Genomic DNA, 24,516 nt, shown 5'->3' with positions numbered 1-24,516 from the left:
CAAGGAGTTGGATGCTGATTTTGCCCCGAGAATGGTTAATAAACAGTGTGTAATTTTAGGAAGTTTTTAAAGATAGCCCTGTATGCACAAAGAGTTGGTCAATATTCGTCGCTAAAAGATGGTGTAAAAAAATGGGTGATTTCGGATGCAATTTATGGGAAAGTGCCGCCAGTTTGCAAATCACTCGCAAATCAAGCGCGGATTATAATATAGGTGCCGGTTGCGCATGAGCTTTGACGCCAGAGAATTTAGAAATGCACTGGGGTGTTTCGCCACGGGGATAACGGTTGTCACGTCGAAAGGCGCGTCGGGCGAACCCCTTGGTGTGACGGTAAACTCTTTCAGTTCCGTCTCCCTCGACCCGCCGTTGGTCCTGTTCAGCCTTGCCCATGTCGGCGGCCATTGTCAGGAATTTCTTTCCAGCGGGAAGTTTGCCGTGAATATTCTCACGCCGGATCAGCGCCATCTTTCTGATCGCTTTTCCATGAACCGTGATAACCGATTTGAAGGGATTGATCATCTCGTCGGGGAGAATGGTAGCCCGGTGTTTGAAAGCAGTCTCGCTGTTTTTGAATGTGAGACACATGCGGTGCATGAGGCCGGAGATCATGCGGTATTTATCTGCAAGGTAACGAATGTCATCATGGCGGATAAGGAAGAGGCACTCCTCTTTCATAAAGGACAGTACCACACGCTCTGAACCTTCAGATTTCCATCTATCGAAAAATTCCCTCTCGGGTCTTTCAACCAAGGCCGGGACCCGCTACAACTGACTCAGAATAATTGGATCAGGAGACGGGTGAACATGGGTGAAAAAGCAGCATTTATCGGGCTTGGCGTTATGGGATATCCGATGGCGGGATTCTTGCAAAAGGCCGGCTACGAGATGACCGTCTATAATCGCACCACCGCTAAGGCGGAAAAATGGGTGGCGGAATATGGTGGCTCCTTCGCGAAGACCCCGGCGAAGGCAGCGGAAGGCGCTGATTTCGTTATGGTCTGTGTCGGCAATGATGACGATCTGCGCAGCGTTGTTCTCGGCGAGACTGGTATTCTCTCCACTATGAAGGCGGGATCGATTTTTGTGGATCACACCACTGCTTCATCTGAGGTGGCGCGTGAACTTGGCGCCCTCGCCAAGGAAAAGGGCATAGGCTTTGTCGATGCGCCAGTCTCCGGCGGGCAAGCGGGTGCGGAAAATGGAGTGCTCACTGTCATGTGTGGCGGCTCCCAAGAAGATTTTGACCGTGCCAGCAAGCCGATCGACGCCTATTCCCAAGCTTGCAAGTTGCTCGGAGACGTGGGGGCGGGACAGCTCACCAAGATGGTTAATCAGATATGTATTGCCGGCGTGGTTCAGGGTCTTTCGGAGGGGATTCACTTTGCCGAAAAGGCGGGGCTGGATGCGGAGAAGGTGATTGAGGTGATCTCCAAGGGTGCGGCGCAAAGCTGGCAAATGGAAAACCGCTACAAAACAATGATCGCCGATAAATTCGATTATGGTTTTGCCGTGGACTGGATGCGCAAAGATCTTGGGATTTGCCTCAAGACCGGTGACCAGATTGGCGCGAGCCTACCGAATACCGCGCTCGTCGATCAATATTATAGCGATGTTCAGAACATGGGCGGCAATCGTTGGGACACGTCCAGCCTGATCACGCGACTTCGCAAGCTGAACAAATAGATTAAAGCGGTGCGGCGAGGGAGAGAGACCAGTATCGCGCGATTTCTGGCGTCTCCGGCGTGGCGGGCGAGATGCCGAGGCCAACATCTGTGACCTTGTCATTCAGGATATTGGCGCGGTGCGGTGGGCTGTCCATCCACATTCTGACCACGCCAGCCGCATCCACCGCGCCGAGGGCGACATTCTCGGCGGCGGTGGAGAAGCGATAACCGACGCTGTGAATTCGCTGATCGAATGTTGTTTGGCCCGCGCCCAGATGTGAGAGCGCTTGTTTTCGGTCCATGAATTCCGCATGCTGCTGTGCGGTTTGCATCAGTAGGTCGTTTGGGATAAGTGGTGCAAGATTAACCTTCCCGCGTTCAGCATTCAGGCCGTCGATGACATCTGTTATCAGGCTCATTGGAATTCCCCTGTTGTCAAAACCAAAAATATGCATGATCACTATCAGAACGTGACTACCGGTCATTTTGTGAGGAATTTCCACCATGACGGACGAAAATAAACCGCTAAACCGCGACACCCTGATTGCGCAGGGACTGGGCTGGATGGAGCCGGAGCATAAATCACTCGCGCCCGGTATTTACCCTGCCACCACCTATGAGCGGGAAGGGAACGGCAGCTATCCTTCAGGGCGCATCTATAGCCGTCCGGATAACCCGAACTATGAGCAGCCGGAACAACTTCTAAAAACGCTTGAAGGGGGAGCGATGCACTTCTTTTCTCCTCTGGCATGTCCGCCGGTGTTGCGGTGGTGCAGGCGCTTAAATCCGGTGATCATATGGTTATTCCGCGTGTCATGTATTGGGGTCTGCGCGCTTGGATGCTGTCCTTCGCCAAGGATTGGGGGATCGAGATTACCACCGTTCCGAATGGTGATCTTGCGGCGTTGGAAAAAGCTGTCATTCCGGGCAAGACGAAACTCCTCTGGATGGAAACCCCCGCGAACCCGACATGGGAGGTGGATGATATCGCCGTCTGGGCCGCGGTGGCCAAGAAGACGGGAGCTCGTCTTGCCGTTGATAACACGGTGGCAACACCCTTACTCACCAACCCCTTGAAGCTCGGCGCGGATATTGTCATGCATTCGGCAACGAAATATCTGAATGGCCACTCCGATGTGCTGGCGGGCGCGCTGATTACCGCGACCGAAGATGACTTCTGGGACAGGATTATCACCAACCGCCGGACCAACGGCACGGTTATGGGCCCGTTCGAGGCGTGGCTCTTGCTGCGCGGGATGCGCACTCTGCATTTGCGGGTTGAACGCGCCTGTTCGAGTGCCATGGCCATCGCTAGGCATTTCGACGGCGCGAAAGGCATCCGTGCGGTGCTTTATCCGGGGCTTGAATCTCATCCCGGCCATGACATCGCGGCGAAGCAGATGAGCGGCGGCTTTAGCGGGATGCTCAGTCTTTGTATCAATGGCGGAGAGGAGGCCGCGATGGCGGTCGCGGCTCGGCTCAATATATTCAAGCGGGCAACGTCCCTCGGCGGGATCGAAAGCCTGGTCGAGCATCGCGCCAGCATTGAGGGAGAGGGCACGCCCTGCCCGAAGGATTTATTGCGACTTTCTGTCGGGATTGAGAATGTCGACGATCTGATTGCGGATATCGAACAGGCACTGGAGGGGAGGAACAGCTAATGGAAAAATCAATCATTGTGACCGGCAGCAGCCGGGGAATCGGCCGCGCCATCGCTCTCGGTGCGGCGACGGAAGGCTATCAGGTCTGCGTCAATTATGCCCACAACGCAGAGGCGGCGGAGGAGGTTATTTCCCTGATCGAGGCGGCAGGTGGCACGGCGATTCCGGTGCAGGCCGATATGACGAAAGAAGCTGATATCCTCCGGATGTTCGAAACTGTCGATCAGGAATTGGCGCCGCTCGGCGCGCTGGTGAATAACGCTGGGATTGTCGATAAAGCGGCGAAGGTCTCGGAGATGAGCCTTGAGCGGCTGGAACGCATGTTCACCACTAATATCACCGGTCCATTTCTCTGCGCGGGGGAAGCGGTGAAACGCATGTCAACAGTCCACGGCGGGAAGGGGGGCGGGATCGTCAATATTTCCTCCGTCGCGGCCAAGCTGGGCAGTCCCGGCGAATATGTGGATTACGCCGCATCCAAGGCGGCAATTGATACTATGACGATAGGTCTTGCGAAGGAAGTCGCCGCAGAGGGTATACGCGTAAATGCCGTGCGCCCTGGCGTTGTCTACACCGATATCCATGCAAGCGGCGGGGAGCCGGGTCGGGTCGATCGGGTGAAATCCATGGTGCCGATGCAGCGCGGCGGGACGGCGGAGGAAATTGCCGACGCAACCCTCTGGTTATTGTCTGATAAATCGAGCTATGTCACCGGTTCCCTAATCGACGTGTCCGGCGGGCGATAAGCCTAACCCTGCAGGTTCTTCGCAGCCTCGATCGCGAAATAGGTGAGGATGCCGTCGCAGCCCGCGCGCTTGAAGCAGAGCAGGCTCTCCATCACGACTTTTTCACGGTCCAGCCAGCCGTTCAGCCCCGCGCCTGCGAGCATCGCATACTCGCCTGACACCTGATAGGCATAGGTCGGGACGCCGAATTCGTCCTTCACCCGGCGACAGATATCAAGATAGGGCATGCCCGGCTTGACCATGACCATATCCGCGCCCTCATTGATATCAAGGGCCACTTCGCGGATCGCCTCGTCGCTGTTGGCCGCATTCATCTGATAGGTGCGCTTGTCCCCTGTACCAAGATTACCGGTTGATCCCACCGCATCACGGAAGGGCCCGTAAAAGCCGGAGGCATATTTCGCCGCGTAAGACATAATCAGCGTATCGCGATGGCCTTCCTGTTCCAGCGCATCCCGGATAGCGCCGATGCGTCCGTCCATCATGTCAGACGGTGCGATAATGTCGCAACCGGCTTCCACCTGATTGAGCGCCTGGCCGACCAGCACATCAAGGGTCGGGTCATTGACGACATACCCATCCTGTACAAGCCCGTCTTGCCCATGGGTCGTGAAGGGATCGAGGGCAACGTCGCAAAGCACGCCCATCTCCGGCACCGCGTCCTTGATCGCCTTGATCGCTTTGCAGATAATATTGTCCTTGTTCAGAGCCTCCCGCCCGTCGTCGGTTTTCAGGTCATGTTCAATCGCCGGGAAAAGCGCGATTGCCGGGATGCCAAGGTCATGGGCTTCCTTCGCGGCGACTTTCAGAAGATCAAGGCTGAGCCGCTTTACCCCCGGCATCGACGGGATATCGATGGCAAGATCCTCACCTTCATGCACGAAGACCGGCCAGATCAGATCATTGGGGGTCAGGGCGTTTTCCGCCACTAGACGACGGGACCAATCGGTTCTGCGGACCCGGCGCATGCGGGTGCGGGGAAAATGGGGCGCAAGGGTTTTCATGAAAGGATTCCTGCTTCTGTCGCATAGATGATAGTATTTCGCGGCATAATATCCTTATGCGCGTCGGGTCGCAAACGTTTAGGGCTTCAATCCTAAACCTAACGGTCGTTTGGTAATTTATTGACAGCCATCGCGCAAGATCGTATCAACATGGCAAAGCAGAAAAAGAGGTCGATACCCATGGACTTTAATTTATCTGAAGATCAGGTGGCTTTTCGTGATATGGCGCGAAGTTTTGTTGCCGAGGTTTTTGCGCCCAACGCCGAAAAGTGGGACGAGGAAAGAACATTCCCTGTCATGGAAATGCGTAAAGCCGCCGAACTTGGCTTCGCGGGTATCTATGTGGGGGAGGAGCATGGCGGCTCTGCCTTGACCCGCCTTGATGCAGCGATCATTTTTGAGGAACTGGCATCTGGCTGTGCCTCGACCGCAGCCTTCATCTCCATCCATAATATGGCGAGCTGGATGATCGACCGTTTTGGCTCTGATGTGGTGCGGGCCAAGTATCTTCCGAAACTCACCACCATGGAAGAATTCGCGAGCTATTGCCTGACCGAGCCGGGCTCGGGTTCCGATGCGGCAGCACTTCGCACGAAAGCGGTGCGCGATGGCGATCATTATGTCATCAACGGCGGCAAGGCCTTTATCTCCGGCGGAGGTAAGGCGGATCTCTATGTCACGATGGTTCGCACCGGTGATGATGGCCCGAAAGGGATCAGCTGTATTGCGGTGCCCGCGGATGCGCCGGGTATCAGCTTTGGCGCACAGGAACGCAAGATGGGCTGGAACTCCCAGCCGACGGCGCAGGTCCTGTTCGATGACTGCCGCGTACCGGTTGAAAATTTGATCGGCAACGAAGGAGACGGCTTCAAAATTGCGATGATGGGTCTCGATGGCGGGCGGCTTAATATAGGGGCGTGCTCCATTGGTGCGGCGCGGGCCTGTCTTGAGCTTGCGCAAAGCTACACCGCCGATCGCAAGCAGTTCGGCAAACCCGTCGGCAGTTTTCAAGCTGTGCAGTTCAAGCTTGCGGATATGGCAACAGAGCTGGAGGCGGCGCGCCTTATGATCCGGCAGGCGGCAGCGAAACTTGATGCGAAAGACCCGGAAGCAACGCTCTATTGCGCCATGGCCAAGAGATCTGCGACTGATGTTGGGTTTAATGTCTGTAACGAGGCGCTGCAGCTTCATGGCGGCTACGGCTATTTACGCGATTTCCCGCTGGAACGCTTCGTGCGCGATACCCGCGTGCACCAGATCCTGGAGGGCACGAACGAGATCATGCGCGTTGTCATCTCGCGCAAGCTGAGCGAAGGGCAGGGGAGAAGTTAGGGTATGAGTTCGGAAGAAGAAATCCTGTTTGCACGTGAAGGCGCGCTCGGCCTTGTCACGCTGAACCGGCCAAAGGCGCTGAACGCGCTCACCCACGAAATGTGCCTCGCATTGGATGCGAAGTTGAAGGTGTGGGAAACGGACGACAGCGTGCGTGCCGTGTTGATCGAAGGGGCAGGCGAGAGAGCCTTCTGCGCCGGCGGTGATATCGTCAAGCTTTATAATGAGGGACGCGCTGGCGGTGATTATCCGCTTCATTTCTACCGCGATGAATATCTTCTCAACGCCCGGATCAAGCATTTCACGAAGCCCTATATTGCGCTGATCGACGGGATCGTCATGGGCGGCGGGGTAGGTGTTTCGGTCCATGGCAGCCATCGCATTGCGACAGAGCGGACCCTGTTCGCCATGCCCGAAAGCGGCATCGGCCTCTTCCCCGATGTGGGCGGGACGTATTTCCTGCCGCGTCTGGAGGGGGAGCTGGGCATGTATCTCGGCCTGACCGGCGCGCGGCTTAAAACAGCGGATTCCGTCTTTGCCGGGATCGCCCAGAGTTATATCCCGTCCGAGAAGCTGCCTGCGTTGAAAGACGCCCTCGCGGCGCATGAGTTTGCGGGCGATGCCAGCGCGGAGGTGGGCAAGCTTTTGGCTGGGTTCGCCGCCGATCCCGGCGATGCACCGATTGCGGAGACATTGCCCGCGATCAACCGGCATTTCGCGAAAAGCTCGGTCCCGGCCATTATCGAGAGCCTGCAGCCCGACGGCGATGCGTTCGCGGCGAAGACGGCGGACAGCCTGCTCACCAAGTCACCAACCAGCATGAAGCTCACCTTTGAACAGCTTCGCCGCGGTAAAACGCTCGACTTCGATGACTGCATGCGACAGGAGTTCCGCATGGTCAATCGCGTGATCAAGGGTGTTGATTTCTACGAGGGGACCCGCGCCGCCGTCATCGACAAGGATCAGTCCCCGAAATGGACCCCGGCGACGCTGGACGAGGTGAGCGACGCGGACATCGCGGCCTATTTCGAGCCGTTGCCGGACGGGGAACTGTTCTAGCCGCCTACCAAAGCGGTTTGTCGAGCCCTTCGAGGATGACAAACTGCCCCTTGGCGGCATCCTTTCGGGCGTCGCGCGCTTTCTTGTATTCGGGGCTGTCATAGAAGGCCTTGACGGCCGCCATATCCGGATATTCGACGATCACTACCCGCCGGGTTTCCTCCGGCCCTTCCAGCGTTTCCATCGCCCCGCCGCGCGTTAAATAGCGCCCGCCGTATTTTTTGATGGCGATTGGCGCGAGGGATTTATAGACTTCATACTGCTCCGGGTCGGTGACATCGATCCGGGCGATCATATAAGCGGGCATTTTACGGTCCTTTTCTGCGATCCAATTAATAAAAACAATAAGGGGGAATGGCATGAGCTACAAGTATGTAACAGTCACACGGGAGGGACGCATCGCCACCGTCCGGTTCGATCGCGGCAATGACGTCAACCCGCTCTCCATCGACGCGATGAAGGAACTGACCGATGTCGCTCATTCATTCGAGGGGGATACGGAGACAAGCGCGATCATCCTTACCGGGAACGGGAAAAACTTCACCGTCGGGTTCGATCTGAAAGACCCCGCCGTGAAAGCGCGGATCGACGCCGGCGTGATGGAGCGGCGGGAGATGCTGAAAGTCGGCCCGCGGATGAGCAAGGCGTGGGAGGATCTGGAGCCCATGACCATCGTCGCCGTGGATGGCTATTGCATCGGCGGGGGCGTCGCCCTCTCTGTCGCCTGCGACATGCGCGTTGCGTCAAAGGGCGCGACCTTCTGGGTGCCGGAAATCCGCAACGGCATGAATATGAGCTGGCAGTCCGTGCCGCGCATGGTCAACCTGATGGGCCCGGCCCGCACCAAGCAGCTCTGCATCATTGCCGACAAGATCAGCGCCGATAAAGCCATGCAATGGGGCCTCATTGAGGAAGTGGCGGAAGAGGGCGGCGCCTATGAGCTCGCGCTGGAATTCGCAAAGAAAATCGCCGCCATGCCGCCGCTCCCCGTGCGCATGATCAAGCAGGGCGCCTCTGTCGCTGCCAACGCCCTCAACCACGCCGTGAGCTATATGGACATGGACCAATACACCGTCGCCATCACCTCCGAAGACCACGCCGAGGGGATACAGGCGTTTCTGGACAAACGCGACCCGGTGTTTAAGGGGAGGTAGTTGAAGGGAATTTGTTTTAGTATAGGTTGTGTGTGTTTGTCTTTGTGATAAAGTTATTAGGTAGGGAGCGTTAATTAAAAAGTTTTACATAATACCTAGGAAAATGTGATGTCTTTGAAATTGCTCGGACTAAACAATAATCCGCAACAGCAACTGGAGCTATTTGGAGGTGTCTTTGTTTTACTTCGCAAAAAGAATGCGGTTGACGCTTTTAATCTCGCTTTTTCAAGAGACTATTTGTCGTATGCGTATGAAAATTTTGTTGGAGTGAAACAAAGAGGTCGTGGCAAAGACGGTGTTACGAGTTCTGTTTTTGAAAGTAAAAAAGAAGAAGAATATGCTTTGATTGAGAGGAAGGTTAAAGACGGTACTTATAAATTCACTACTTACCTCGAGGTCTTAAAATCTAAAGGAAGAGGAAAACCTCCGAGAATTCTATCAACCCCCACAATTAGAGATAAACTTACACTGTTTTGCTTAAAGGATTTTCTGCAATATTTATTTGATAGAGAATTGACCAAGGTGCATGCAAGTGAGCATGTCGCTCATTTATATAAGTTTCTGAAAAATAATAGTTCCGTAAAAGAATATTATCGTGGTGACCTAAAAGACTTTTACCCTTCGATTCCTAGGGAAAAATTAATAAAAAAGTTAAAACAAAAATTTGACCACCAACCGTTTTTAAAAATTGTTAATAGTGCTCTTATAACTCCAACAACGCCAATATCCGGAGGAACTAGCGTACAACAAGAAGGTGTTCCTCAAGGGCTATCAATTTCTAATATTCTCGCCGATATTTATTTAATTGAGTTGGACAATAGACTCGAAAAGCCCGATCTTTTTTATGCACGCTTTGTAGACGATGTGATTTTGGCGGGTAAAAAAGTCCAAATATATAAGGCAAGATTTTTTCTAGGATGCTGGCTGTGGAGCCATAGATTAAAACTGAATAGTGGAAAATCGCATGCCGGGCACTTCGATGAAGGCTTGGACTATTTGGGCTATAATATGAAAACTAGTCCGTCAGATGCCGCGATTCAAGTAGGTGTCAGGAAGAGTTCGCAACAAAAATTAATTGAAAGTGTTTGCGGATTAATAACCTCATATAAGTTTTCCCAAAACTTAAAACATCTTGATCGTCTAAACAGAAGAATTTCTGGTGTAATATGGAGGGGGAAACGGTATGGTTGGCTGTTCTACTTTTCTGGTTTAAATGACCATACGATGTTGAAACGATTTGATAGTATAGTTCTCGGACTAATTGAGAAAAATAATATTGAAACAAAAGACATTAAAAAATTTACGAATAGTTATTGGAGAATAAAAAAAGGTAAGTGGGGAGAATATATAACGAATTTTGATAGATACAACGAAGAAGAAAAGAGATCATATCTGATGAGAGCATTAGATATGAATTTGGATGATGTAAATAGGTTGTCAGAATCTGAATTGGAGCGCATTTTCTCTTTAGAGGTGCAGAAAGAAGTTGACAAAATGGAACAAGATATAGGAGACACGTCTTGAGGGCTAGGCTTATGCCTTTGGAATTTATGATTCTAAGGGATTTCTTAATTTTTGTCCGTCAAAGGACCGTTAGCAAAATATTTGCGTTAAATGCTTATCAAAGTTGTGTCTAGCTCTCACCCGCATAATCAAGAGTAGTAATGGCAAAACAAGATATGAAATATGATCAATTTGTCTCAAAAACGTGGCAGACAAAGAGTGTCAGGTTTACAGCCGAGCAGCGTCTGAGGAAAAAACATCAATTGTCGATATTTTCGTTGGCGATGCTCTCGATCTATCTGATTTCAATATCAATTACAGATATGATTGGATTATCACTATTTAACATCTTCGACAGAAATTTTTCATTTGTAATAGTTACCTTATTGTCGGTTTTTGTTCTTGTAATTTCGCTAATTGAAAATTCTAGGAATTATCTTTTAGACGCCGAGAAAATGCATTTGTGTGCGTTAGAAATTCAAACTATATATCATGAATTAACGCGTGTAATTGGCACTGAGAACGACACGGACGAATTAAGAAAATCATTACTCGAAAAATATGACGAAGTGCTGCGAAAATACCCAAACCATGAAGAACGTTCGTATTATATCTTTAAAGCGAGAAAATACGCGGAACCAGAATTTGAGTTTTTTGGTGTCTCCAACTTGTTGCTGAAATTATTAATCACAAGAATTTTACTTATTTGGTACTGGGTCGCGGATTTCTGGCTATATTTGGTATTTTTAATAGCGCCGCCGGTAATTGCGGCAGTTGTATATATCTATGGCTAAACGTCGTAAAATATCCCTCTGGCTTGTTGCCCTTGTCCTGCTCTTTGGTGTGTTCCCCTTTGTGGGGATTTATTTTGTGCAAGGGGCGTTTGTGTTTCCGGTGCCGGAGGGGAGGCGGCGGTTAATCCGGCCAGCGGGTTCGACCCGGTCGTGATCGCAACGCCGGATGGAGAGAAACTCCGTGCCTTCTATCATCCGCCCGGAGAGCGTGCGGCCAGCATCCTCGTCTTTCATGGTAATGCGGAGACGGCCGCCAACCAGATCGGCCGCGGCGCGGCGCTGGCGCAAGCGGGCTTTGGTGTGTTGCTCGTGGAGTACCGCGGCTATGGCGGCAGCACGGGCGAACCCTCAGAGGCGGGGGTGATCACCGATGGCCTTGCGTCCTATGATTTTCTCGAAAGTGAGAAGGATGGCCCCATCGGTATCCTCGCCCATTCGCTCGGCACCGGGGCGGCGATCCCGGTCGCGGCGGCGCGGCCCGTCTTCGCGGTGGTGCTGGAAAGCCCGTTTACGTCGCTGCTCGATATCGCGCGCTACCGCGTGAGCGTGATGCCGCCGTTTCATTTTATGCTGAAATACCCGTTCCGGAATGACGAACGGATTGGCGGGGTAACCGCCCCGATCCTGATCATTCATGGCACAGAGGACAAGGTGATCCCGTTTGAGGAGGGGAAGAAGCTCGCCGCCCTTGCGCCCGCAGGCACCGAGTTTATCAAGATTGAGGGCGCGGGGCATAACAACCTCGGCCGTTATGGCGATATGAAAATGGCGACCAGCTTTTTCGACAAAGCGCTGGCCGCCGATCAATAGCGCGGGGCGCTGTTTTACTTCACATAGGCGTCGCGGAGTTTGCGCATGCCTTTCAGCCAGCGGTCATAGTCAGTGGCCTTGCGCAGCATATATTCACGCACCTGCGCATGGGGGAGGATGAGGAATTCTTCCTTGTCCATCGTCTCGACCACGCAATCGGCGAGTTCCTCGGGTTCCATCGTCCCATCGACGGAGGCAACCCCGTCGAGGCGGTTTTCCGTCATCGCGGTGCGGACCTGCTGCGGGCAGAGAACGGAAACCCGCACGCCCTTGTCACCGTAGCGGATTGACATGGTCTCCGCGAAGGCGATGGCCGCATGTTTCGTGGTGGCGTAGGTCGCGCTGTCGACTTGAGAGAGGAGGCCGGCGGCAGAGGCGGTGTTCACCAGATAGCCGCCGCCATTGGCGATCATCTTATCGACCACCGCGCGGGCCGCATAAACATGGGCCATCACATGGACATCCCAGTTAAGCTGCCAGTTTTCGTCCGACGTTTCTTCCCAGCCATAGCGGGCGAGCCCGGCGTTGGAGACAAAGATATCGATGGGGCCATAAGCCTCCTCCGCCTTCGCCACCAGATTCTGGATATCGGATTCCTTGCCCACATTGCAGGGAACCGCAAGACCGTTGACAGAGGCCGCAACCTCTTTCAGCGGTCCTTCCTGCAGGTCGGCAACGGTGATACCCTTCGCCCCCTCCGCATGGAAGCGTTCCGCAAGCGCCTTTCCGATGCCGCTTGCCCCGCCTGTGATGACAACATTTTTGCCCGCTATTTTCATGTTCTTCCTCCCGCAGCTTTATGCTGTTTTATTGGTTTATAGGGCTGATTGTGGAGTTATTTCACGCGCCGGTAAAGGACTGAATGCCCGTCTGGGCCCGACCCAAAATCAGCGCATGGACGTCATGGGTGCCCTCATATGTATTGACGGCCTCCAGATTCATGACATGGCGGATGACGTGATATTCATCCGAGATGCCGTTACCGCCATGCATGTCGCGGGCCATGCGCGCAATATCGAGTGCCTTGCCGCAGCTGTTGCGCTTGATCAGCGAGATCATTTCCGGTGCGGCGCGGTTTTCATCGCGCAGGCGTCCAACGCGCAGGCAGCTTTGCAGGCCGAGGGAGATTTCTGTCTGCATATCGGCGAGCTTTTTCTGGATCAGCTGATTGGCGGCAAGGGGGCGGCCAAACTGCTTGCGCTCCAACGTGTAATTAAGCGCGGCTTGCCAGCAGAATTCCGCAGCGCCAAGCGCGCCCCAGGCGATGCCGAACCGGGCGCTGTTGAGGCAGCCGAACGGACCGCCGAGGCCCTGGACGCCCGGCAGCAGATTTTCTTCCGGGACGAAAACATTGTCCATGACAATCTCCCCGGTGATGGAAGCGCGAAGGGAGAATTTCCCTTCGATCTTCGGCGCGGAAAGCCCTTCCATGCCTTTTTCAAGAACAAAGCCGCGGATCACGCCATCGTCAGTTTTTGCCCAGACGACAAAGACATCGGCGACCGGGGCGTTGGTGATCCACATCTTCGCGCCGTTCAGGTGGTAACCGCCATCGACGGATTTCGCCCGCGTTACCATGGAGCCGGGGTCGGAGCCATGGTCGGGTTCGGTCAGGCCGAAGCAGCCAATCCATTCACCGGTCGCAAGTTTCGGCAGGTATTTCTGTTTCTGCTCTTCTGTGCCATAGGCGTTGATCGGATGCATGACGAGGCTGGACTGCACGCTCATCATCGAGCGGTAGCCGCTGTCGACCCGCTCAACCTCGCGCGCGACAAGACCGTAGGAGACATAGCCGAGGCCGGCGCAGCCATAACCTTCGATCGTGGAGCCGAGGAGGCCCAGTTCGCCCATCTCGGTGAAGATCGCCCGATCGAATGTTTCGTGGCGGTTCGCTTCCAGCACCCGGCTCATCAGTTTTTCCTGACAGTAATCGCGGGCTGTATCGCGGACCAGCCGTTCTTCTTCGGTCAGCTGATCATCCAGCAAGAAAGGGTCGACAGGATCAAAGACGGGTTTGGAAGAGGCGCTGCTCATAGGGATATCTCCGTTTATATAATTATATTATTTGGCCGGGCAGGCGGCATATAGTCGATTGTTTAGCCGTTTTGCGATGCAACATCAATATGCTTCATAGTCTTTAAAACAATATATGATATGCTTAACGCAGTAGCTTTCAAATATTCAGGCAAATGGGTATGGCACCTGACAATGTAAAAGGCGAGTATATCGTTGAGTTCCAGCAGCATGGCGCTTCCGTCAAGGTTTCTGCGATTGATCCGGTAACGATGACAGAGGTTTCCATCGTTGGGCCGAGTTCCATCGGGCAGGAGGAACTTAAACGCACCGCGCTTCAAAAACTGCACTATGTAATGAACAAGAAGGACGGACGCGTTGTCACGGAAAACAGTTCCGCGCCGGATATACCAAAGAAGCCGGGGATTATTGTTTAACCCGGCGGCTTACTGGTGGTAACTCTCTGGTTTCATGGGCAGGATGCCCGACCCGTTGGCGATCTTGTTCTCATCCACAATAATTTCGAACATCTCGAGAAGTAGCTTGCTGAAATCATCATGGGTCATGGGATCATTGAGGCGGGCTTGAAGCTGATTCTTGTCGATATCCGATGTGTCACTGGCCCAGATGACAAAGGGCACATGTGTCTGGGTTTCCGGGGCAACAAAATAGGGCATTCCATGCAGATAAACGCCCATCTCACCCAGAGATTCTCCGTGATCGCTTAAATAGATCAGTGATGTTTCGTATCGACCCTGCTTGCTTTCGAGAAAGTTAATGGCGGCATCCAGGAAGTTGTCGGTATATAAAATAGTATTGTCATAGGCGTTGATGATTTCGGCTTCGGTGCAGGAGCCAAGCTCTTTTGACTGACAATCCGGTTCAAAGACAGCGTAGTCATCGGGATAGCGTTTGAAATAGGCGGGACCATGACTTCCCAACTGATGCAGGACGATCAGGATATCGCCATCCTGCTGCGCGACATAGTCTTCCAACCCATCCAGCATTCCGATGTCGCGGCATTCTTCGGCGTCACACTGACGGTTTATGTCCGGGTCCTGGAAGTATTCGTAGGTGACCCGGCTCGCCACCCCTTGCGAACCTGTGTTGTTATCTCGCCAGAGAACGGACACGCCAGCCTTTACCAGAACATCGAGTGTATTTTCCGTGAAGCTCGCCTGATTGATGGCAAAATCTGATCGGTTATCAAGAGAAAACATGCAGGGCAGGGAAACTGCGGTCGATGTGCCGCAAGATCGCATATCAGTGAAGGAGAGAATATTTTCTCGCTTGGCAAGCTTCGGGGTTGTTTGCCGTGTGTATCCATTCAGCCCGAAATGGTCGGCGCGGGCCGTCTCGCCAACGACAACAATCACTAGTTCATGCTCCGCATCATCAGACGGGATGATCGCTGTTTTGATACGAGGTCGGAACGTTGTATCAACAGTACCGCCGCCGATATCGATGGCCAGCTTGATCGCGGAATAGATTGGATGAACGGGATTCTGTGAAATACCTAAGTGGTTTATGTTCGCGAAAAAGGCTGGCGTAGGAATTACCGAAAGGTGCCATGGAAACCGCCGCGACCAGAACAGAGATGACTGCGGCTCCGGCAAGGCGCCTTTGTCGCGTAAACAAGGAGGCTGGTTTAATGGGGATCAGGAACAGGAGGATGGAGGGAAGAAGACCAAGAAAGCCAACTCGAAGAACCAATCCCCAGTTCAGTAGATCACCGGCTTCATTTATATCCGTCGCGAAAACATTGCGGATCATATCCTGATCGATAGGGATTCCGAGATTGTCACTGAAAAAGCCAACCACCGCGCCAATCATCAGGAAAAGCACGGCAACAATCCGAACGGGCAGAAAGAATGAAAAAACTGTCGCTACCAGCATGATCGCACAGAGGAGAACGACCCCTGGGAGATCAGAAAGGGAAGGTATTGATCAATCCCGTAGACGGCAATGGTTTGTTCGAAATACTGCAGGTTTGCCGTTGCCAGCAGGAACAAGGATATGATCCATAGCAAAATGCCAGGGCTAAGAGCAAAACGTGGTTTCATTAATCTGAGACATCCGCGATATAGATACATTGCCAAAAAGGCCGAGTCAGGTCCGCAGCCGATTGGCTACGAACCCTGAAGTATCTACTAACCGGATATATGGGGGCTATACAAGAACTGCGTTAGCGGCATTATGACGCGTCTGCCAGAAACCATGTAGGTTTTTGGCATTGTCTTTCCGAAAAATGTGGCGGTTATGTCCTCAGCTATGCCGTCTTTTTCTTACGCCCGAGACCGAATTCCTTCGCAAATTGCGAACGCCGTTTTGCATAAGCTGGCGCGACCATGGGATAATCTGGCGGGAGGTTCCATTTGGCGCGGTACTCTTCCGGTGTCATATCATAATTGGACCGTAGATAGCGCTTCAGCATTTTTAACTGTTTGCCATCTTCCAGACAGATTAGATAGTCGTTCTGGATAGAGCGTTTGATGGGAACTGCGGGTTTCAGCTCTGCCTGTTCTGACTCTGTATCCATGTCAAGCGACGACAGTGAGCCATAAATTGACTTGATCACTTCGATCAATTCGGAGTTTTCAATCTGGTTATTGCTGACATATGCTGCGGTGATGTCCGCCGTCATGCGGAGCAATTCTTCACGTTCAGATTGAGTTTGGGGGTTACCCTCTTTCGAAAAAGATTGTGTCATTTGCTTTTATTTCATTCGTTTTAAGGGGACTGTAATATTTCTCTACTTGTTACGAAGTGTCTAAGAATGTCAATACATCGTGAGGCGATTAACAGACAAAGCCGTGACTAAGTACCAGCAAACTATAAATAATGCAAATGCCTGATCTAAAAATTGTGTCAAATCATTGCTTTTTTTTGATTTCTAATTCTACGGCTCTATTCGAATATTCGAAATTACAAAAAATCGCATATAAAAGTAGTTTAATTACGTCAAATTTTGAGTAATGACTTATATATATCATAATGCCGAAATGTCTTGTTAAGCGATCTGGAGCCAGATCTAGAAAATTCGCATTAGTAATCATTATTAAATACTGTAAATGTGAGCATTAGATATCATATACCATCTATATGATTAGATATCTATGAAGATAAGTCCTTTTAATTATTTTCAATACTGAGTTGTTCGTATTAATTTTGTCAGTCTTTTCTTGGGCGGCGCGAAGACTATTTGCATGCGAAAAAAAAGAACGATAACGGCAGAGTTTTTCTAGGAACTCCCTGTCACCTGTGCTATCCATCCGGCGCAGTATTTGCGCGTGCGCGGGATACGCATATTCAACTACCCTTCCGTCGGTCAATTTCGGCCGTTCAGGATAAGCGCTGGGCTCCATTGAATGGGTCCTGCAAGGTCAGGCGGAGAGGTGTTTTATCTGTCTTAAACGGTTCACCCGGGGTAGGCTGGGCCGGTCCGAAAAGGAGTTCAATAGATGACGATTCAAAGTGCTGATCTGGCTAATTTTTTCAAAGCCGATCTTGAGCGGAATGATCCTGATGTTTTTCGCGCGGTTGGATTGGAACTCGGTCGGCAACGGGATCAGATCGAACTGATCGCATCTGAAAATATCGTCAGCCCGGCTGTCATGGCGGCTCAAGGCTCCGTGCTCACTAATAAATATGCGGAAGGTTACCCCGGCCGCCGCTATTACGGCGGTTGTGAGTATGTCGATATTGTTGAGGAACTGGCGATTGACCGCGCAAAGGAACTTTTTGGCTGCGGTTTCGCTAATGTCCAGCCCAACTCCGGATCACAGGCGAACCAGGGCGCTTTCATGGCGCTGATCAAGCCCGGCGACACTATTCTCGGCCTGTCACTGGCCGCTGGTGGTCATCTCACTCATGGTGCCGCGCCGAACCAATCCGGTAAATGGTTTAACGCCGTTCACTATGGCGTGGACAAGGAAACGCACCAGATTGATTTTGATGAAGTCCGCGCCCTTGCGAAGGAACATCAGCCCAAGTTGATTATTGCCGGTGGCTCGGCCTATCCGCGGCATATCGATTTCGCCACCTTCCGCCAGATCGCCGATGAAGTCGGGGCCTTTCTGATGGTCGACATGGCGCATTTCGCCGGCCTTGTCGCGGCGGGCGTGCACCCGAGCCCGTTCCCGCATGCGCATATCGCAACCACCACCACCCACAAGACTCTCCGCGGTCCGCGCGGCGGCATGATCCTGACAAATGACGAGGCGATCGCCAAGAAAGTGAACTCGGCGATCTTCCCGGGGATGCAGGGCGGCCCGCTGATGCATGTAATCGCGGCGAAGGCCGTGGCCTTTGGCGAAGCGCTCACCCCGGCGTTCAAGACTTACGCGGCGCAGGTCGTCAAGAATGCGGAAGTTCTGGCGGCGACGCTTGTCGGGCATGGCTTTGATATCGTCTCCGGTGGCACCGATACCCATGTCATGCTGGTCGATCTCCGGCCGAAAAAGCTGACCGGCAATATTGCCGAGCGGGCGCTCGAGAATGCCAATATCACCTGCAACAAGAACGGTATCCCGTTTGACCCGGAAAAACCGATGGTCACGTCGGGCGTGCGTTTGGGAACTCCGGCAGCGACAACGCGCGGCTTCGGCACGGCAGAATTCACGAAAGTCGGCGACCTGATTGCCGAAGTCCTTGACGGACTGGCTGCAAATCCGGAGGATAACGGTGCTGTAGAGGAAAAGGTCCGCGCAGATGTGAAGAAACTCTGCGACGCTTTCCCTCTTTACCCGGAAATGTAGGCAGAATGACCAACAAAGGGGCAGCGGGAGAAGATATGACAGGAAGGGAACGATCGGATGCGCTGTCCATTTTGTAGCAGTGACGAAACGCAGGTTAAGGATAGTCGGCCGACAGAGGATAATACCGCAATCCGGCGACGGCGGGCCTGTGCTACCTGCGGCGCCCGCTTCACCACCTTTGAGCGAGTGCAGCTGCGCGAATTGACAGTGGTCAAGAAAGACGGACAGCGGACGCCGTTCGAGCGCGAGAAGCTGGAACGGTCCGTCAGCATCGCCACCCGCAAGCGCCCTGTGGATCCGGACCGGATCGATCGCATGATAAATGGCATTGTCCGTCAGCTTGAGAGCAGCGGTGATCAGGAAATTCCGTCCGACAAGATCGGCGAATTGGTGATGGAGGGGCTGGCCGCGCTCGACAGCGTGTCCTATGTGCGCTTCGCCTCCGTCTACAAGGATTTCCGGGAAGCCAAGGATTTTGAAGAATTCATCGGCGAGCTCAGCACCAACGTCACGAGCTGAGTGCTGAAACCCGCCCCCAGATATACCGGTACCCATGACTGCCTCTGATACTCAACGGGACGAATTCCATATGCAGGCCGCCTTGCGCCTTGCCGCGCGCGGTCTCGGCCGGGTGGCGCCCAACCCGGCGGTTGGCTGCGTAATCGTGCAGAATGGGAATGTCATCGGGCGCGGCTGGACGCAGGACGGCGGACGGCCCCATGCGGAGACCATGGCGCTCGAGATGGCAGGCCCGCGGGCAGAGGGCGCGACTGTTTATGTCACACTTGAGCCGTGCGCCCATCACGGTAAGACACCGCCCTGTGCGGAGGCCCTCGTCGCGGCCGGGGTTGCCCGTGTCGTGGTTGCGTTGCGCGATCCGGATGAACGGGTCAATGGCGCCGGTATCGAGATTTTGCAAAAGGCCGGGATCGAGGTTGTCGAGGGTCTGCTTGCCAACGAGGCATCGGAGCTGAACGCGGGCTTTATCACCACCCGGCTGCACGGACGGCCGCTGGTCACCCTTAAAATGGCGACTAGTCTCGACGGACGGATCGCGACGGCGACCGGCGACAGCAAATGGATCACAGGCGTTGCTGCTAGACGTTATGGACATATGCTGCGGGCACAGAATGACGCGATCATGATCGGTGTCGGCACGGCGTTGGTCGATAACCCGGACCTGACCTGCCGCATTGACGGCCTCGAACAGTATTCCCCGATCCGCATCGTTGCGGATCCGCGGTTGCGCCTGCCGCTAACATCGAACCTAGTGGCGAAGGCGCGGGAGGTGCCGCTCTGGATTGTCACCGTGCTTGGCAACGATAAGGACCGGTTGCAGGCTCTGGAAGATCTGGGAGCCCAGGTGATCGAGGTGCCGGCCAATGAATCGGGGCTGCCCGACATGGGGCTCGGTCTCGAGGCTCTCGCGAAACGCGGAATAACGCGAATACTTGTCGAGGGTGGTTCCCATCTTCTGGCAACGCTGATAAAAGATGAGTTGGCGGATCGCCTGATGTGGTTTCGCGCCGGTCGGATTATCGGCGGGGACGGCATTCCGGCCCTTGAGTCCATCGGGCTGGAACGGATAAGCGAGGCGCCAGAACTTCACCTGATCGAGGAACGTCGGTTGGGTGATGATTTATTGGAAAGTTATTTTCTTCGGAATTGAGTGGAATGTTTACAGGCATAATTACTGATGTCGGACGGGTTCGCGCCATTGAGAAAACCGGCGATACCCGATATGAGATTGAAACCTCCTACGACACCGACACGATCGATATCGGCGCCTCCATCGCCTGTTCCGGCCCGTGCCTCACCGTGATCGAGAAAGGGGAGGGGTGGTTTGCTGTCGATGCGTCGGATGAAACCCTTTCCTGCACCAACCTTGGCGACTGGATAGAGGGCACGAAGATTAACCTCGAACGGGCGCTTAAAATCGGTGATGAACTTGGCGGCCATGTTGTCACCGGCCATGTCGATGCGGTGGTCTCGCTGCTGCTTATGGAAACTGTGGGAGATTCAACGAAGCTTGTCTTCTCCCTGCCGGAAAAGTTTGCGGGGCTGGTCGCGGCAAAGGGCTCCATCTGTCTCGACGGCGTATCCTTGACAGTGAATGAGGTCGGTGACGATCATTTCACCGTCAATATTATTCCGCATACGCAGGAACATACCACCTTTGGAACGCTGACCGTCGGGCGGCGTATCAATTTCGAAATCGATGTACTGGCGCGCTATGTTGCCCGCATGACAGAGGTAAATAAGAAAAAATGAGCTATAAAGAGTACCTCGCCTCAACAGAGGAAATCATTGAGGATGCCCGCAATGGCAAGATGTTCGTGCTTGTCGATGCGGAGGACCGGGAAAATGAAGGCGATCTGGTAATCCCGGCGCAGATGGCGACCCCGGATGTGATCAATTTCATGGCGAAATTTGGTCGCGGGCTGATTTGTCTGTCAATGTCGGAGGATAGGATCAACCATCTTGGTTTACCGCTTATGGCGCAGGATAACGCCTCCCGCCTGACAACCAACTTCACCGTCTCGATCGAGGCGCGCGAAGGCGTCACCACAGGCATTTCCGCCGCGGACCGCGCCCGTACGATTGCTGTTGCCATTGATCCGACCAAGAATGCGCAGGATATCGTTTCGCCGGGGCATGTCTTTCCACTGGTCGCGCGCGAAGGCGGGGTCTTGCGCCGCGCGGGCCATACGGAGGCGGCGGTTGATATCTCTCGTCTTGCCGGGTTAATGCCGGCGGGTGTGATCTGCGAGATCATGAATGATGACGGGACTATGGCACGCCTTCCCGATCTGGTGAAATTTGCTCAGTTCCATGGCCTGAAAGTCGGCACCATTGCCGATCTAATCGCCTATCGCCGTCGTCATGACAGCCTGATCACACGGGAGGTCGAGGCCGACATTTCCAGCAAATACGGCGGCGACTGGAAAATGATCGTCTTCTCCAACCGCCCGGAATATGCGGAGCATGTGGCGCTGGTGAAGGGCGAAGTTTCCGGCGACGATCCGGTGATGGTGCGTATGCATGCGCTGAATCTGCTCGGCGATGTCCTTGGCGAATTGGATGAGAATCCTGATACGCTGCACAGTGCGATGGAACAGATTAATGCGGCGGGCAAGGGCGTTGTTGTTCTTATTCGCGAGCCGCGCGCCATGGCGCTCTCCGATCGGGTGCGGCGCAAGCTTGGCGAGCCGCTGAAAGAGCAGCATGAACTGCGCGACTACGGTATCGGTGCGCAAATCCTCATTGATCTCGGAATCAAGAACATGATCCTGCTCTCCAATCATACGCGGACGGTTGTCGGACTCGATGGCTATGGTCTTGCGATCACGGAAACGCGCCTGATCGAGCAAAAGGGGTAAGCCATGACCAATGATATACATGTGCTGATCGTCGAAGCGGATTTTTACCGCGATATTTCCGATGCCTTGCTTGACGGCGCAAAAGAGACGCTGGACGCGGCGGGCGCAACCTATGAAATCGTGCAGGTGCCGGGTTGTCTTGAAATTCCGGCCGCGATCCGCTTTGCCATCAAGTCGATGGAGTTCATGGGCGGCCGCAGGCGTTATGATGCTTATGTTGCGCTCGGCTGCGTGGTCCGCGGCGAAACCTCTCACTATGACACGGTGTCGGAGGAAAGCGCGCGGGCGCTGATGGATATCTCGACAGATTATTGTATTGCTATAGGCAATGGCATTATCACTTGCGAAAATGATGAGCAGGCTTGGGCACGTGCCCGCAAAAACGAAAAGAACAAGGGCGGCGGCGCGGCGGAAGCGGCGCTTCAAATGCTTAAACTCAAGGAAAAATTTGGAATGTTCCCTCGATGAACGCCCGCAGTGAAAAACGGGGCGACAAGCACAGTCGCCGCACCCTTGCGCGGCTGAACGCGGTGCAGGCTCTTTACCAGTTGGCGCATGATGACAACAAGTCTGCGCAAGAGGTGGTGGAAGAATTTCTTCAGCATCGTGTTGGTGCGGAATTGGATGGCGATCAATTCAAGGATAGCGACAAGCCGCTGTTTGAGGATATCGTGCTCAACACAGATGCGCGGCAGGAAGAGATCGACAAGCTGATCGGTGATCGTCTAGAGAAAGACCGGACGACGGACAGGTTGGAAGTCGTGTTGCTTTGCTTGCTTCGCGCTGCGACCTATGAATTTCTTGCCCGCGTCGATATGCCCGCGAAAGTACTGATCAAGGAGTATATCGGCATTGCGCGGACCTTCTTTACGGGGAAGGAGCCAGCGCTGGTCAATGGTGTTCTGGACAAGATCGCAAAAGAGCTGCGCGCTGGCGAATTTGACTGATATGTCAGACGATACGCGAGATACCGAGGAAGGTGAATTCGCACTGATCGAGAGGGTGTTGAAACCTCTCGCTGCCAATACACCCGCGTCGCTCGGTCTGACAGACGATGCAGCGGTTCTTAGTCCGACCAAGGGGAAAGACCTCGTGTTGACCAAAGATGCGATGGTTGCTGGTGTGCATTTTCGCGAGTCCGATCTGCCGGGTGATGTGGCGCGCAAGCTGCTGCGGGTTAACCTTTCTGATCTCGCGGCAATGGGGGCGGCGCCGGTCGGCTATCTTCTCGCAACTTTTTGGCCGGAGGATCTCCCGCATATCTGGATTGAGCGCTTTGCCGAGGGGCTGTCTCTCGATCAGGACGAATTCCAAGTCGGGCTGCTGGGCGGCGATACGGTGCGCACAGCGGGGCCGCTGTCGCTCTCCCTCACGGCAATCGGTGAGGTAGAAGAGGGGAAGGCCCTCCGTCGCAATGGCGCCGCGGCAGGCGATCTGATCGTTGTCTCCGGTACGATTGGGGATGGCGCACTCGGTCTTCTTGCTGCAGGGGACAGGCTCCCCGATCTGGATACTACGCATCAGGAATATCTCATGGATCGCTATCATCTGCCGGATCCGCGATTGGCACTCGGGCAGGCGCTGGTCGAACGGGCGACAAGTTGCATCGATATTTCCGATGGTCTTATCGCCGATATTGGGCATATCACGAAGGAATCCGGCGTGGGCGCCGTCATTGAATGGGCGAAGGTTCCTCTTTCCGACGCCGCAGAGTCGGCGGTGCAATCTGATAAATCCTTGATCGAGAAGGTGCTTACAGGCGGTGACGATTATGAACTTGCCTTTACTTTTCCGGTTGAGCGGCGGAATGATCTGGTAAAAATCGCAAAAAAGGGCGGCGTCCCGCTGACCATCATCGGGGAGACGGTAGAGGGTGAAAAAGGGGTCCGTGTGACTAAGGAAGATGGGACAGAGATGTCGCTTTCCGCCCGTGGATGGCAGCATTTTTGAACTGCTTTAGCGATAATGCATAATAGCTATGCGTTTGTGTGGGTTGTGCTTTTGTCTTAATCTTGACATATTTCACGAGATTTTTATGTACATTCGGGAGACATGTATGCTGGCGATGCAATACACGGTGCGCTTGCCGGAAGATTTTGACGATAAGCAAATACAAGAGCATGTCGCGGCCAGAAGTCAACTGTTCGAGGGATGCCCCGGGCTGCGTCATAAATTTTATCTGTATGATGCCGAAGAGCATGTTTATGCGCCTTTCTATATTTGGGAGAACGCCCAGTTCGCCCAGGACTTCCTTCTCAACAACCTGTTTAATGGCGTGACTGAAACTTTCGGTCGCCCGCGCGTTCGAAGCTGGCAAGTGATTGCATTTGATTATGGTCCGGCCAAGGGCGACCCCAAATATATGTGTAGTGCTGTGGACAAGGTGCCTTCCGGCAGTCCTGTCGGTGCGCTGATGCAGGCAGAGAAGGAGCATCACCAAAGTCTTCTGAAGACACCGGGGCTCTTTGCACATATGGTTCTGCTGGATCCGGATCGCTGGGAGAAGGGGCTCTACAGTCTTTGGCAATCGAGGGAGCAGGCCGTGCCCGTCAAGGCGGATTGCGTCAGTGACTATGCGGTTTTGGAAAGCTATCGGAAAATGCAGGGCGCTGCATAATTAGCGCGCGTATTTTATAAG

General features: G+C 53.7%; 29 protein-coding genes. 21 read left to right on the top strand and 8 right to left on the bottom strand.

Annotated features, from left to right (window positions below):
* Nucleotides 1–226 precede the first annotated feature (226 nt).
* Together AC0L73_RS04280 and AC0L73_RS04275 are read left to right on the top strand one after the other, a co-directional pair.
* The gene (locus tag AC0L73_RS04280; RefSeq protein ID WP_227949992.1) at nt 227–700 is read left to right on the top strand and encodes a flavin reductase family protein; all 474 of its coding nucleotides are present in this window, start codon (nt 227–229) and stop codon (nt 698–700) included.
* A gap of 87 nt (nt 701–787) precedes the next feature.
* The gene (locus AC0L73_RS04275; RefSeq protein WP_415776518.1) at nt 788–1,684 is read left to right on the top strand and encodes an NAD(P)-dependent oxidoreductase; all 897 of its coding nucleotides are present in this window, start codon (nt 788–790) and stop codon (nt 1,682–1,684) included.
* Nucleotide 1,685: 1 nt separating this feature from the next.
* Here the strand turns inward: AC0L73_RS04275 and AC0L73_RS04270 are convergent, their stop codons facing one another.
* Nucleotides 1,686–2,084 carry a CAP domain-containing protein gene (locus AC0L73_RS04270; RefSeq protein WP_227949996.1) on the bottom strand — a complete coding sequence of 133 codons (399 nt, stop codon included), beginning with the start codon at nt 2,082–2,084 and terminating at the stop codon, nt 1,686–1,688.
* 330 nt (nt 2,085–2,414) lie between these two features.
* On the opposite strand from AC0L73_RS04270, the gene AC0L73_RS04265 reads away from it, so the two are divergent.
* Both AC0L73_RS04265 and AC0L73_RS04260 read left to right on the top strand, forming a co-directional pair.
* The gene (locus tag AC0L73_RS04265; RefSeq protein ID WP_473654966.1) at nt 2,415–3,326 is read left to right on the top strand and encodes a trans-sulfuration enzyme family protein; all 912 of its coding nucleotides are present in this window, start codon (nt 2,415–2,417) and stop codon (nt 3,324–3,326) included.
* Nucleotides 3,326–4,072, top strand: a complete 747-nt coding sequence (locus AC0L73_RS04260; RefSeq protein ID WP_227950001.1) for an SDR family oxidoreductase — start codon at nt 3,326–3,328, stop codon at nt 4,070–4,072. The genes AC0L73_RS04265 and AC0L73_RS04260 overlap by 1 nt, the downstream gene beginning before the upstream one ends.
* Before the next feature lie 2 nt (nt 4,073–4,074).
* On the opposite strand, the gene hemB is transcribed toward AC0L73_RS04260, so the two are convergent.
* Nucleotides 4,075–5,076 carry a porphobilinogen synthase gene (gene hemB, locus AC0L73_RS04255; RefSeq protein WP_473654965.1) on the bottom strand — a complete coding sequence of 334 codons (1,002 nt, stop codon included), beginning with the start codon at nt 5,074–5,076 and terminating at the stop codon, nt 4,075–4,077.
* Between the two features lie 180 nt (nt 5,077–5,256).
* Here hemB and AC0L73_RS04250 point away from each other — a divergent pair, with 180 nt between their 5' ends.
* Together AC0L73_RS04250 and AC0L73_RS04245 are read left to right on the top strand one after the other, a co-directional pair.
* Entirely contained in the window at nt 5,257–6,408 is a 1,152-nt protein-coding gene (locus AC0L73_RS04250; RefSeq protein WP_473654964.1) for an acyl-CoA dehydrogenase family protein, read from the top strand.
* Between the two features lie 3 nt (nt 6,409–6,411).
* A complete protein-coding gene (locus AC0L73_RS04245; protein WP_473654963.1) occupies nt 6,412–7,467 on the top strand; it encodes an enoyl-CoA hydratase/isomerase family protein in 1,056 nt (351 codons plus the stop codon).
* Between the two features lie 4 nt (nt 7,468–7,471).
* Here AC0L73_RS04245 and AC0L73_RS04240 read toward each other — a convergent pair whose 3' ends face one another.
* A complete protein-coding gene (locus AC0L73_RS04240) occupies nt 7,472–7,774 on the bottom strand; it encodes a DUF1330 domain-containing protein (protein ID WP_473654962.1) in 303 nt (100 codons plus the stop codon).
* A gap of 52 nt (nt 7,775–7,826) precedes the next feature.
* Here AC0L73_RS04240 and AC0L73_RS04235 point away from each other — a divergent pair, with 52 nt between their 5' ends.
* The 5 genes from AC0L73_RS04235 (at nt 7,827) to AC0L73_RS04215 (ending at nt 11,728) form a co-directional block, all read left to right on the top strand.
* Nucleotides 7,827–8,621 (top strand): enoyl-CoA hydratase/isomerase family protein, encoded by a 795-nt coding sequence (locus AC0L73_RS04235; protein WP_473654961.1) that lies wholly within the window; start codon nt 7,827–7,829, stop codon nt 8,619–8,621.
* A 108-nt stretch (nt 8,622–8,729) separates the two neighbouring features.
* Nucleotides 8,730–10,145: a reverse transcriptase domain-containing protein gene (locus AC0L73_RS04230; RefSeq protein WP_473654960.1), complete on the top strand. Its 1,416-nt coding sequence runs from the start codon at nt 8,730–8,732 to the stop codon at nt 10,143–10,145.
* Nucleotides 10,146–10,285: 140 nt separating this feature from the next.
* Nucleotides 10,286–10,918 carry an SLATT domain-containing protein gene (locus AC0L73_RS04225; protein WP_473654959.1) on the top strand — a complete coding sequence of 211 codons (633 nt, stop codon included), beginning with the start codon at nt 10,286–10,288 and terminating at the stop codon, nt 10,916–10,918.
* Nucleotides 10,911–11,072, top strand: a complete 162-nt coding sequence (locus AC0L73_RS04220; protein ID WP_473654958.1) for a hypothetical protein — start codon at nt 10,911–10,913, stop codon at nt 11,070–11,072. The genes AC0L73_RS04225 and AC0L73_RS04220 overlap by 8 nt, the downstream gene beginning before the upstream one ends.
* A complete protein-coding gene (locus tag AC0L73_RS04215) occupies nt 11,069–11,728 on the top strand; it encodes an alpha/beta hydrolase (RefSeq protein WP_473654957.1) in 660 nt (219 codons plus the stop codon). The genes AC0L73_RS04220 and AC0L73_RS04215 overlap by 4 nt, the downstream gene beginning before the upstream one ends.
* Nucleotides 11,729–11,742: 14 nt before the next feature.
* On the opposite strand, the gene AC0L73_RS04210 is transcribed toward AC0L73_RS04215, so the two are convergent.
* Together AC0L73_RS04210 and AC0L73_RS04205 are read right to left on the bottom strand one after the other, a co-directional pair.
* Nucleotides 11,743–12,507, bottom strand: a complete 765-nt coding sequence (locus tag AC0L73_RS04210) for an SDR family oxidoreductase (RefSeq protein WP_473654956.1) — start codon at nt 12,505–12,507, stop codon at nt 11,743–11,745.
* Between the two features lie 61 nt (nt 12,508–12,568).
* Nucleotides 12,569–13,762 (bottom strand): acyl-CoA dehydrogenase, encoded by a 1,194-nt coding sequence (locus AC0L73_RS04205; RefSeq protein WP_473654955.1) that lies wholly within the window; start codon nt 13,760–13,762, stop codon nt 12,569–12,571.
* A 161-nt stretch (nt 13,763–13,923) separates the two neighbouring features.
* Between AC0L73_RS04205 and AC0L73_RS04200 the strand changes: the two genes are divergently transcribed.
* Nucleotides 13,924–14,178 carry a DUF6898 family protein gene (locus AC0L73_RS04200; protein ID WP_227950017.1) on the top strand — a complete coding sequence of 85 codons (255 nt, stop codon included), beginning with the start codon at nt 13,924–13,926 and terminating at the stop codon, nt 14,176–14,178.
* Between the two features lie 9 nt (nt 14,179–14,187).
* Here the strand turns inward: AC0L73_RS04200 and AC0L73_RS04195 are convergent, their stop codons facing one another.
* The 3 genes from AC0L73_RS04195 to AC0L73_RS04185 all read right to left on the bottom strand — a co-directional run bounded on the left by AC0L73_RS04195 (nt 14,188) and on the right by AC0L73_RS04185 (nt 16,451).
* On the bottom strand, nt 14,188–15,117 hold the full coding sequence (locus AC0L73_RS04195) for a phosphoethanolamine transferase (RefSeq protein ID WP_473654954.1): 930 nt from the start codon (nt 15,115–15,117) through the stop codon (nt 14,188–14,190).
* Between the two features lie 64 nt (nt 15,118–15,181).
* On the bottom strand, nt 15,182–15,640 hold the full coding sequence (locus AC0L73_RS04190) for a phosphoethanolamine transferase domain-containing protein (protein WP_473655413.1): 459 nt from the start codon (nt 15,638–15,640) through the stop codon (nt 15,182–15,184).
* A 370-nt stretch (nt 15,641–16,010) separates the two neighbouring features.
* On the bottom strand, nt 16,011–16,451 hold the full coding sequence (locus tag AC0L73_RS04185; protein ID WP_227950022.1) for a Ros/MucR family transcriptional regulator: 441 nt from the start codon (nt 16,449–16,451) through the stop codon (nt 16,011–16,013).
* Nucleotides 16,452–17,202: 751 nt separating this feature from the next.
* Here AC0L73_RS04185 and glyA point away from each other — a divergent pair.
* The 9 genes from glyA to AC0L73_RS04140 all read left to right on the top strand — a co-directional run bounded on the left by glyA (nt 17,203) and on the right by AC0L73_RS04140 (nt 24,495).
* On the top strand, nt 17,203–18,498 hold the full coding sequence (gene glyA, locus AC0L73_RS04180) for a serine hydroxymethyltransferase (RefSeq protein ID WP_473654953.1): 1,296 nt from the start codon (nt 17,203–17,205) through the stop codon (nt 18,496–18,498).
* A 57-nt stretch (nt 18,499–18,555) separates the two neighbouring features.
* Entirely contained in the window at nt 18,556–19,017 is a 462-nt protein-coding gene (nrdR, locus tag AC0L73_RS04175; protein ID WP_207046204.1) for a transcriptional regulator NrdR, read from the top strand.
* A 34-nt stretch (nt 19,018–19,051) separates the two neighbouring features.
* Complete coding sequence (gene ribD, locus AC0L73_RS04170) at nt 19,052–20,167, top strand: bifunctional diaminohydroxyphosphoribosylaminopyrimidine deaminase/5-amino-6-(5-phosphoribosylamino)uracil reductase RibD (RefSeq protein WP_473654952.1); 1,116 nt, start codon at nt 19,052–19,054, stop codon at nt 20,165–20,167.
* A 5-nt stretch (nt 20,168–20,172) separates the two neighbouring features.
* Nucleotides 20,173–20,769, top strand: coding sequence for a riboflavin synthase (locus AC0L73_RS04165; protein ID WP_473654951.1), 597 nt, complete (start codon nt 20,173–20,175; stop codon nt 20,767–20,769).
* The gene (ribB, locus tag AC0L73_RS04160) at nt 20,766–21,878 is read left to right on the top strand and encodes a 3,4-dihydroxy-2-butanone-4-phosphate synthase (RefSeq protein ID WP_473654950.1); all 1,113 of its coding nucleotides are present in this window, start codon (nt 20,766–20,768) and stop codon (nt 21,876–21,878) included. Before AC0L73_RS04165 ends, ribB begins: the two co-directional genes overlap by 4 nt.
* A 3-nt stretch (nt 21,879–21,881) precedes the next feature.
* A complete protein-coding gene (locus AC0L73_RS04155; protein ID WP_227950035.1) occupies nt 21,882–22,346 on the top strand; it encodes a 6,7-dimethyl-8-ribityllumazine synthase in 465 nt (154 codons plus the stop codon).
* Complete coding sequence (nusB, locus tag AC0L73_RS04150; RefSeq protein ID WP_227950037.1) at nt 22,343–22,825, top strand: transcription antitermination factor NusB; 483 nt, start codon at nt 22,343–22,345, stop codon at nt 22,823–22,825. Before AC0L73_RS04155 ends, nusB begins: the two co-directional genes overlap by 4 nt.
* A gap of 1 nt (nt 22,826) precedes the next feature.
* The gene (thiL, locus tag AC0L73_RS04145) at nt 22,827–23,828 is read left to right on the top strand and encodes a thiamine-phosphate kinase (RefSeq protein ID WP_473654949.1); all 1,002 of its coding nucleotides are present in this window, start codon (nt 22,827–22,829) and stop codon (nt 23,826–23,828) included.
* A gap of 106 nt (nt 23,829–23,934) precedes the next feature.
* Nucleotides 23,935–24,495: a DUF4865 family protein gene (locus tag AC0L73_RS04140; protein WP_227950041.1), complete on the top strand. Its 561-nt coding sequence runs from the start codon at nt 23,935–23,937 to the stop codon at nt 24,493–24,495.
* Nucleotides 24,496–24,516 lie beyond the last annotated feature (21 nt).

The organism is Sneathiella sp. D3-11, from assembly GCF_055809395.1.
The sequence above is the reverse complement of the archived record's forward strand: the minus strand, read 5'-3'. Positions and strand labels throughout refer to the sequence as shown.

What these genes read in the sequence shown, in the direction of transcription:
- AC0L73_RS04280 (WP_227949992.1), top strand. Translation starts at nt 227, where the DNA reads ATGAGCTTTGACGCCAGAGAATTTAGAAATGCACTGGGGTGTTTCGCC.
- AC0L73_RS04270 (WP_227949996.1), bottom strand. Translation starts at nt 2,084, where the DNA reads ATGAGCCTGATAACAGATGTCATCGACGGCCTGAATGCTGAACGCGGG.
- AC0L73_RS04265 (WP_473654966.1), top strand. Translation starts at nt 2,415, where the DNA reads ATGTCCGCCGGTGTTGCGGTGGTGCAGGCGCTTAAATCCGGTGATCAT.
- AC0L73_RS04260 (WP_227950001.1), top strand. Translation starts at nt 3,326, where the DNA reads ATGGAAAAATCAATCATTGTGACCGGCAGCAGCCGGGGAATCGGCCGC.
- hemB (WP_473654965.1), bottom strand. Translation starts at nt 5,076, where the DNA reads ATGAAAACCCTTGCGCCCCATTTTCCCCGCACCCGCATGCGCCGGGTC.
- AC0L73_RS04250 (WP_473654964.1), top strand. Translation starts at nt 5,257, where the DNA reads ATGGACTTTAATTTATCTGAAGATCAGGTGGCTTTTCGTGATATGGCG.
- AC0L73_RS04245 (WP_473654963.1), top strand. Translation starts at nt 6,412, where the DNA reads ATGAGTTCGGAAGAAGAAATCCTGTTTGCACGTGAAGGCGCGCTCGGC.
- AC0L73_RS04240 (WP_473654962.1), bottom strand. Translation starts at nt 7,774, where the DNA reads ATGCCCGCTTATATGATCGCCCGGATCGATGTCACCGACCCGGAGCAG.
- AC0L73_RS04235 (WP_473654961.1), top strand. Translation starts at nt 7,827, where the DNA reads ATGAGCTACAAGTATGTAACAGTCACACGGGAGGGACGCATCGCCACC.
- AC0L73_RS04230 (WP_473654960.1), top strand. Translation starts at nt 8,730, where the DNA reads ATGTCTTTGAAATTGCTCGGACTAAACAATAATCCGCAACAGCAACTG.
- AC0L73_RS04225 (WP_473654959.1), top strand. Translation starts at nt 10,286, where the DNA reads ATGGCAAAACAAGATATGAAATATGATCAATTTGTCTCAAAAACGTGG.
- AC0L73_RS04220 (WP_473654958.1), top strand. Translation starts at nt 10,911, where the DNA reads ATGGCTAAACGTCGTAAAATATCCCTCTGGCTTGTTGCCCTTGTCCTG.
- AC0L73_RS04210 (WP_473654956.1), bottom strand. Translation starts at nt 12,507, where the DNA reads ATGAAAATAGCGGGCAAAAATGTTGTCATCACAGGCGGGGCAAGCGGC.
- AC0L73_RS04205 (WP_473654955.1), bottom strand. Translation starts at nt 13,762, where the DNA reads ATGAGCAGCGCCTCTTCCAAACCCGTCTTTGATCCTGTCGACCCTTTC.
- AC0L73_RS04200 (WP_227950017.1), top strand. Translation starts at nt 13,924, where the DNA reads ATGGCACCTGACAATGTAAAAGGCGAGTATATCGTTGAGTTCCAGCAG.
- AC0L73_RS04185 (WP_227950022.1), bottom strand. Translation starts at nt 16,451, where the DNA reads ATGACACAATCTTTTTCGAAAGAGGGTAACCCCCAAACTCAATCTGAA.
- glyA (WP_473654953.1), top strand. Translation starts at nt 17,203, where the DNA reads ATGACGATTCAAAGTGCTGATCTGGCTAATTTTTTCAAAGCCGATCTT.
- nrdR (WP_207046204.1), top strand. Translation starts at nt 18,556, where the DNA reads ATGCGCTGTCCATTTTGTAGCAGTGACGAAACGCAGGTTAAGGATAGT.
- ribD (WP_473654952.1), top strand. Translation starts at nt 19,052, where the DNA reads ATGACTGCCTCTGATACTCAACGGGACGAATTCCATATGCAGGCCGCC.
- AC0L73_RS04165 (WP_473654951.1), top strand. Translation starts at nt 20,173, where the DNA reads ATGTTTACAGGCATAATTACTGATGTCGGACGGGTTCGCGCCATTGAG.
- ribB (WP_473654950.1), top strand. Translation starts at nt 20,766, where the DNA reads ATGAGCTATAAAGAGTACCTCGCCTCAACAGAGGAAATCATTGAGGAT.
- AC0L73_RS04155 (WP_227950035.1), top strand. Translation starts at nt 21,882, where the DNA reads ATGACCAATGATATACATGTGCTGATCGTCGAAGCGGATTTTTACCGC.
- nusB (WP_227950037.1), top strand. Translation starts at nt 22,343, where the DNA reads ATGAACGCCCGCAGTGAAAAACGGGGCGACAAGCACAGTCGCCGCACC.
- thiL (WP_473654949.1), top strand. Translation starts at nt 22,827, where the DNA reads ATGTCAGACGATACGCGAGATACCGAGGAAGGTGAATTCGCACTGATC.
- AC0L73_RS04140 (WP_227950041.1), top strand. Translation starts at nt 23,935, where the DNA reads ATGCTGGCGATGCAATACACGGTGCGCTTGCCGGAAGATTTTGACGAT.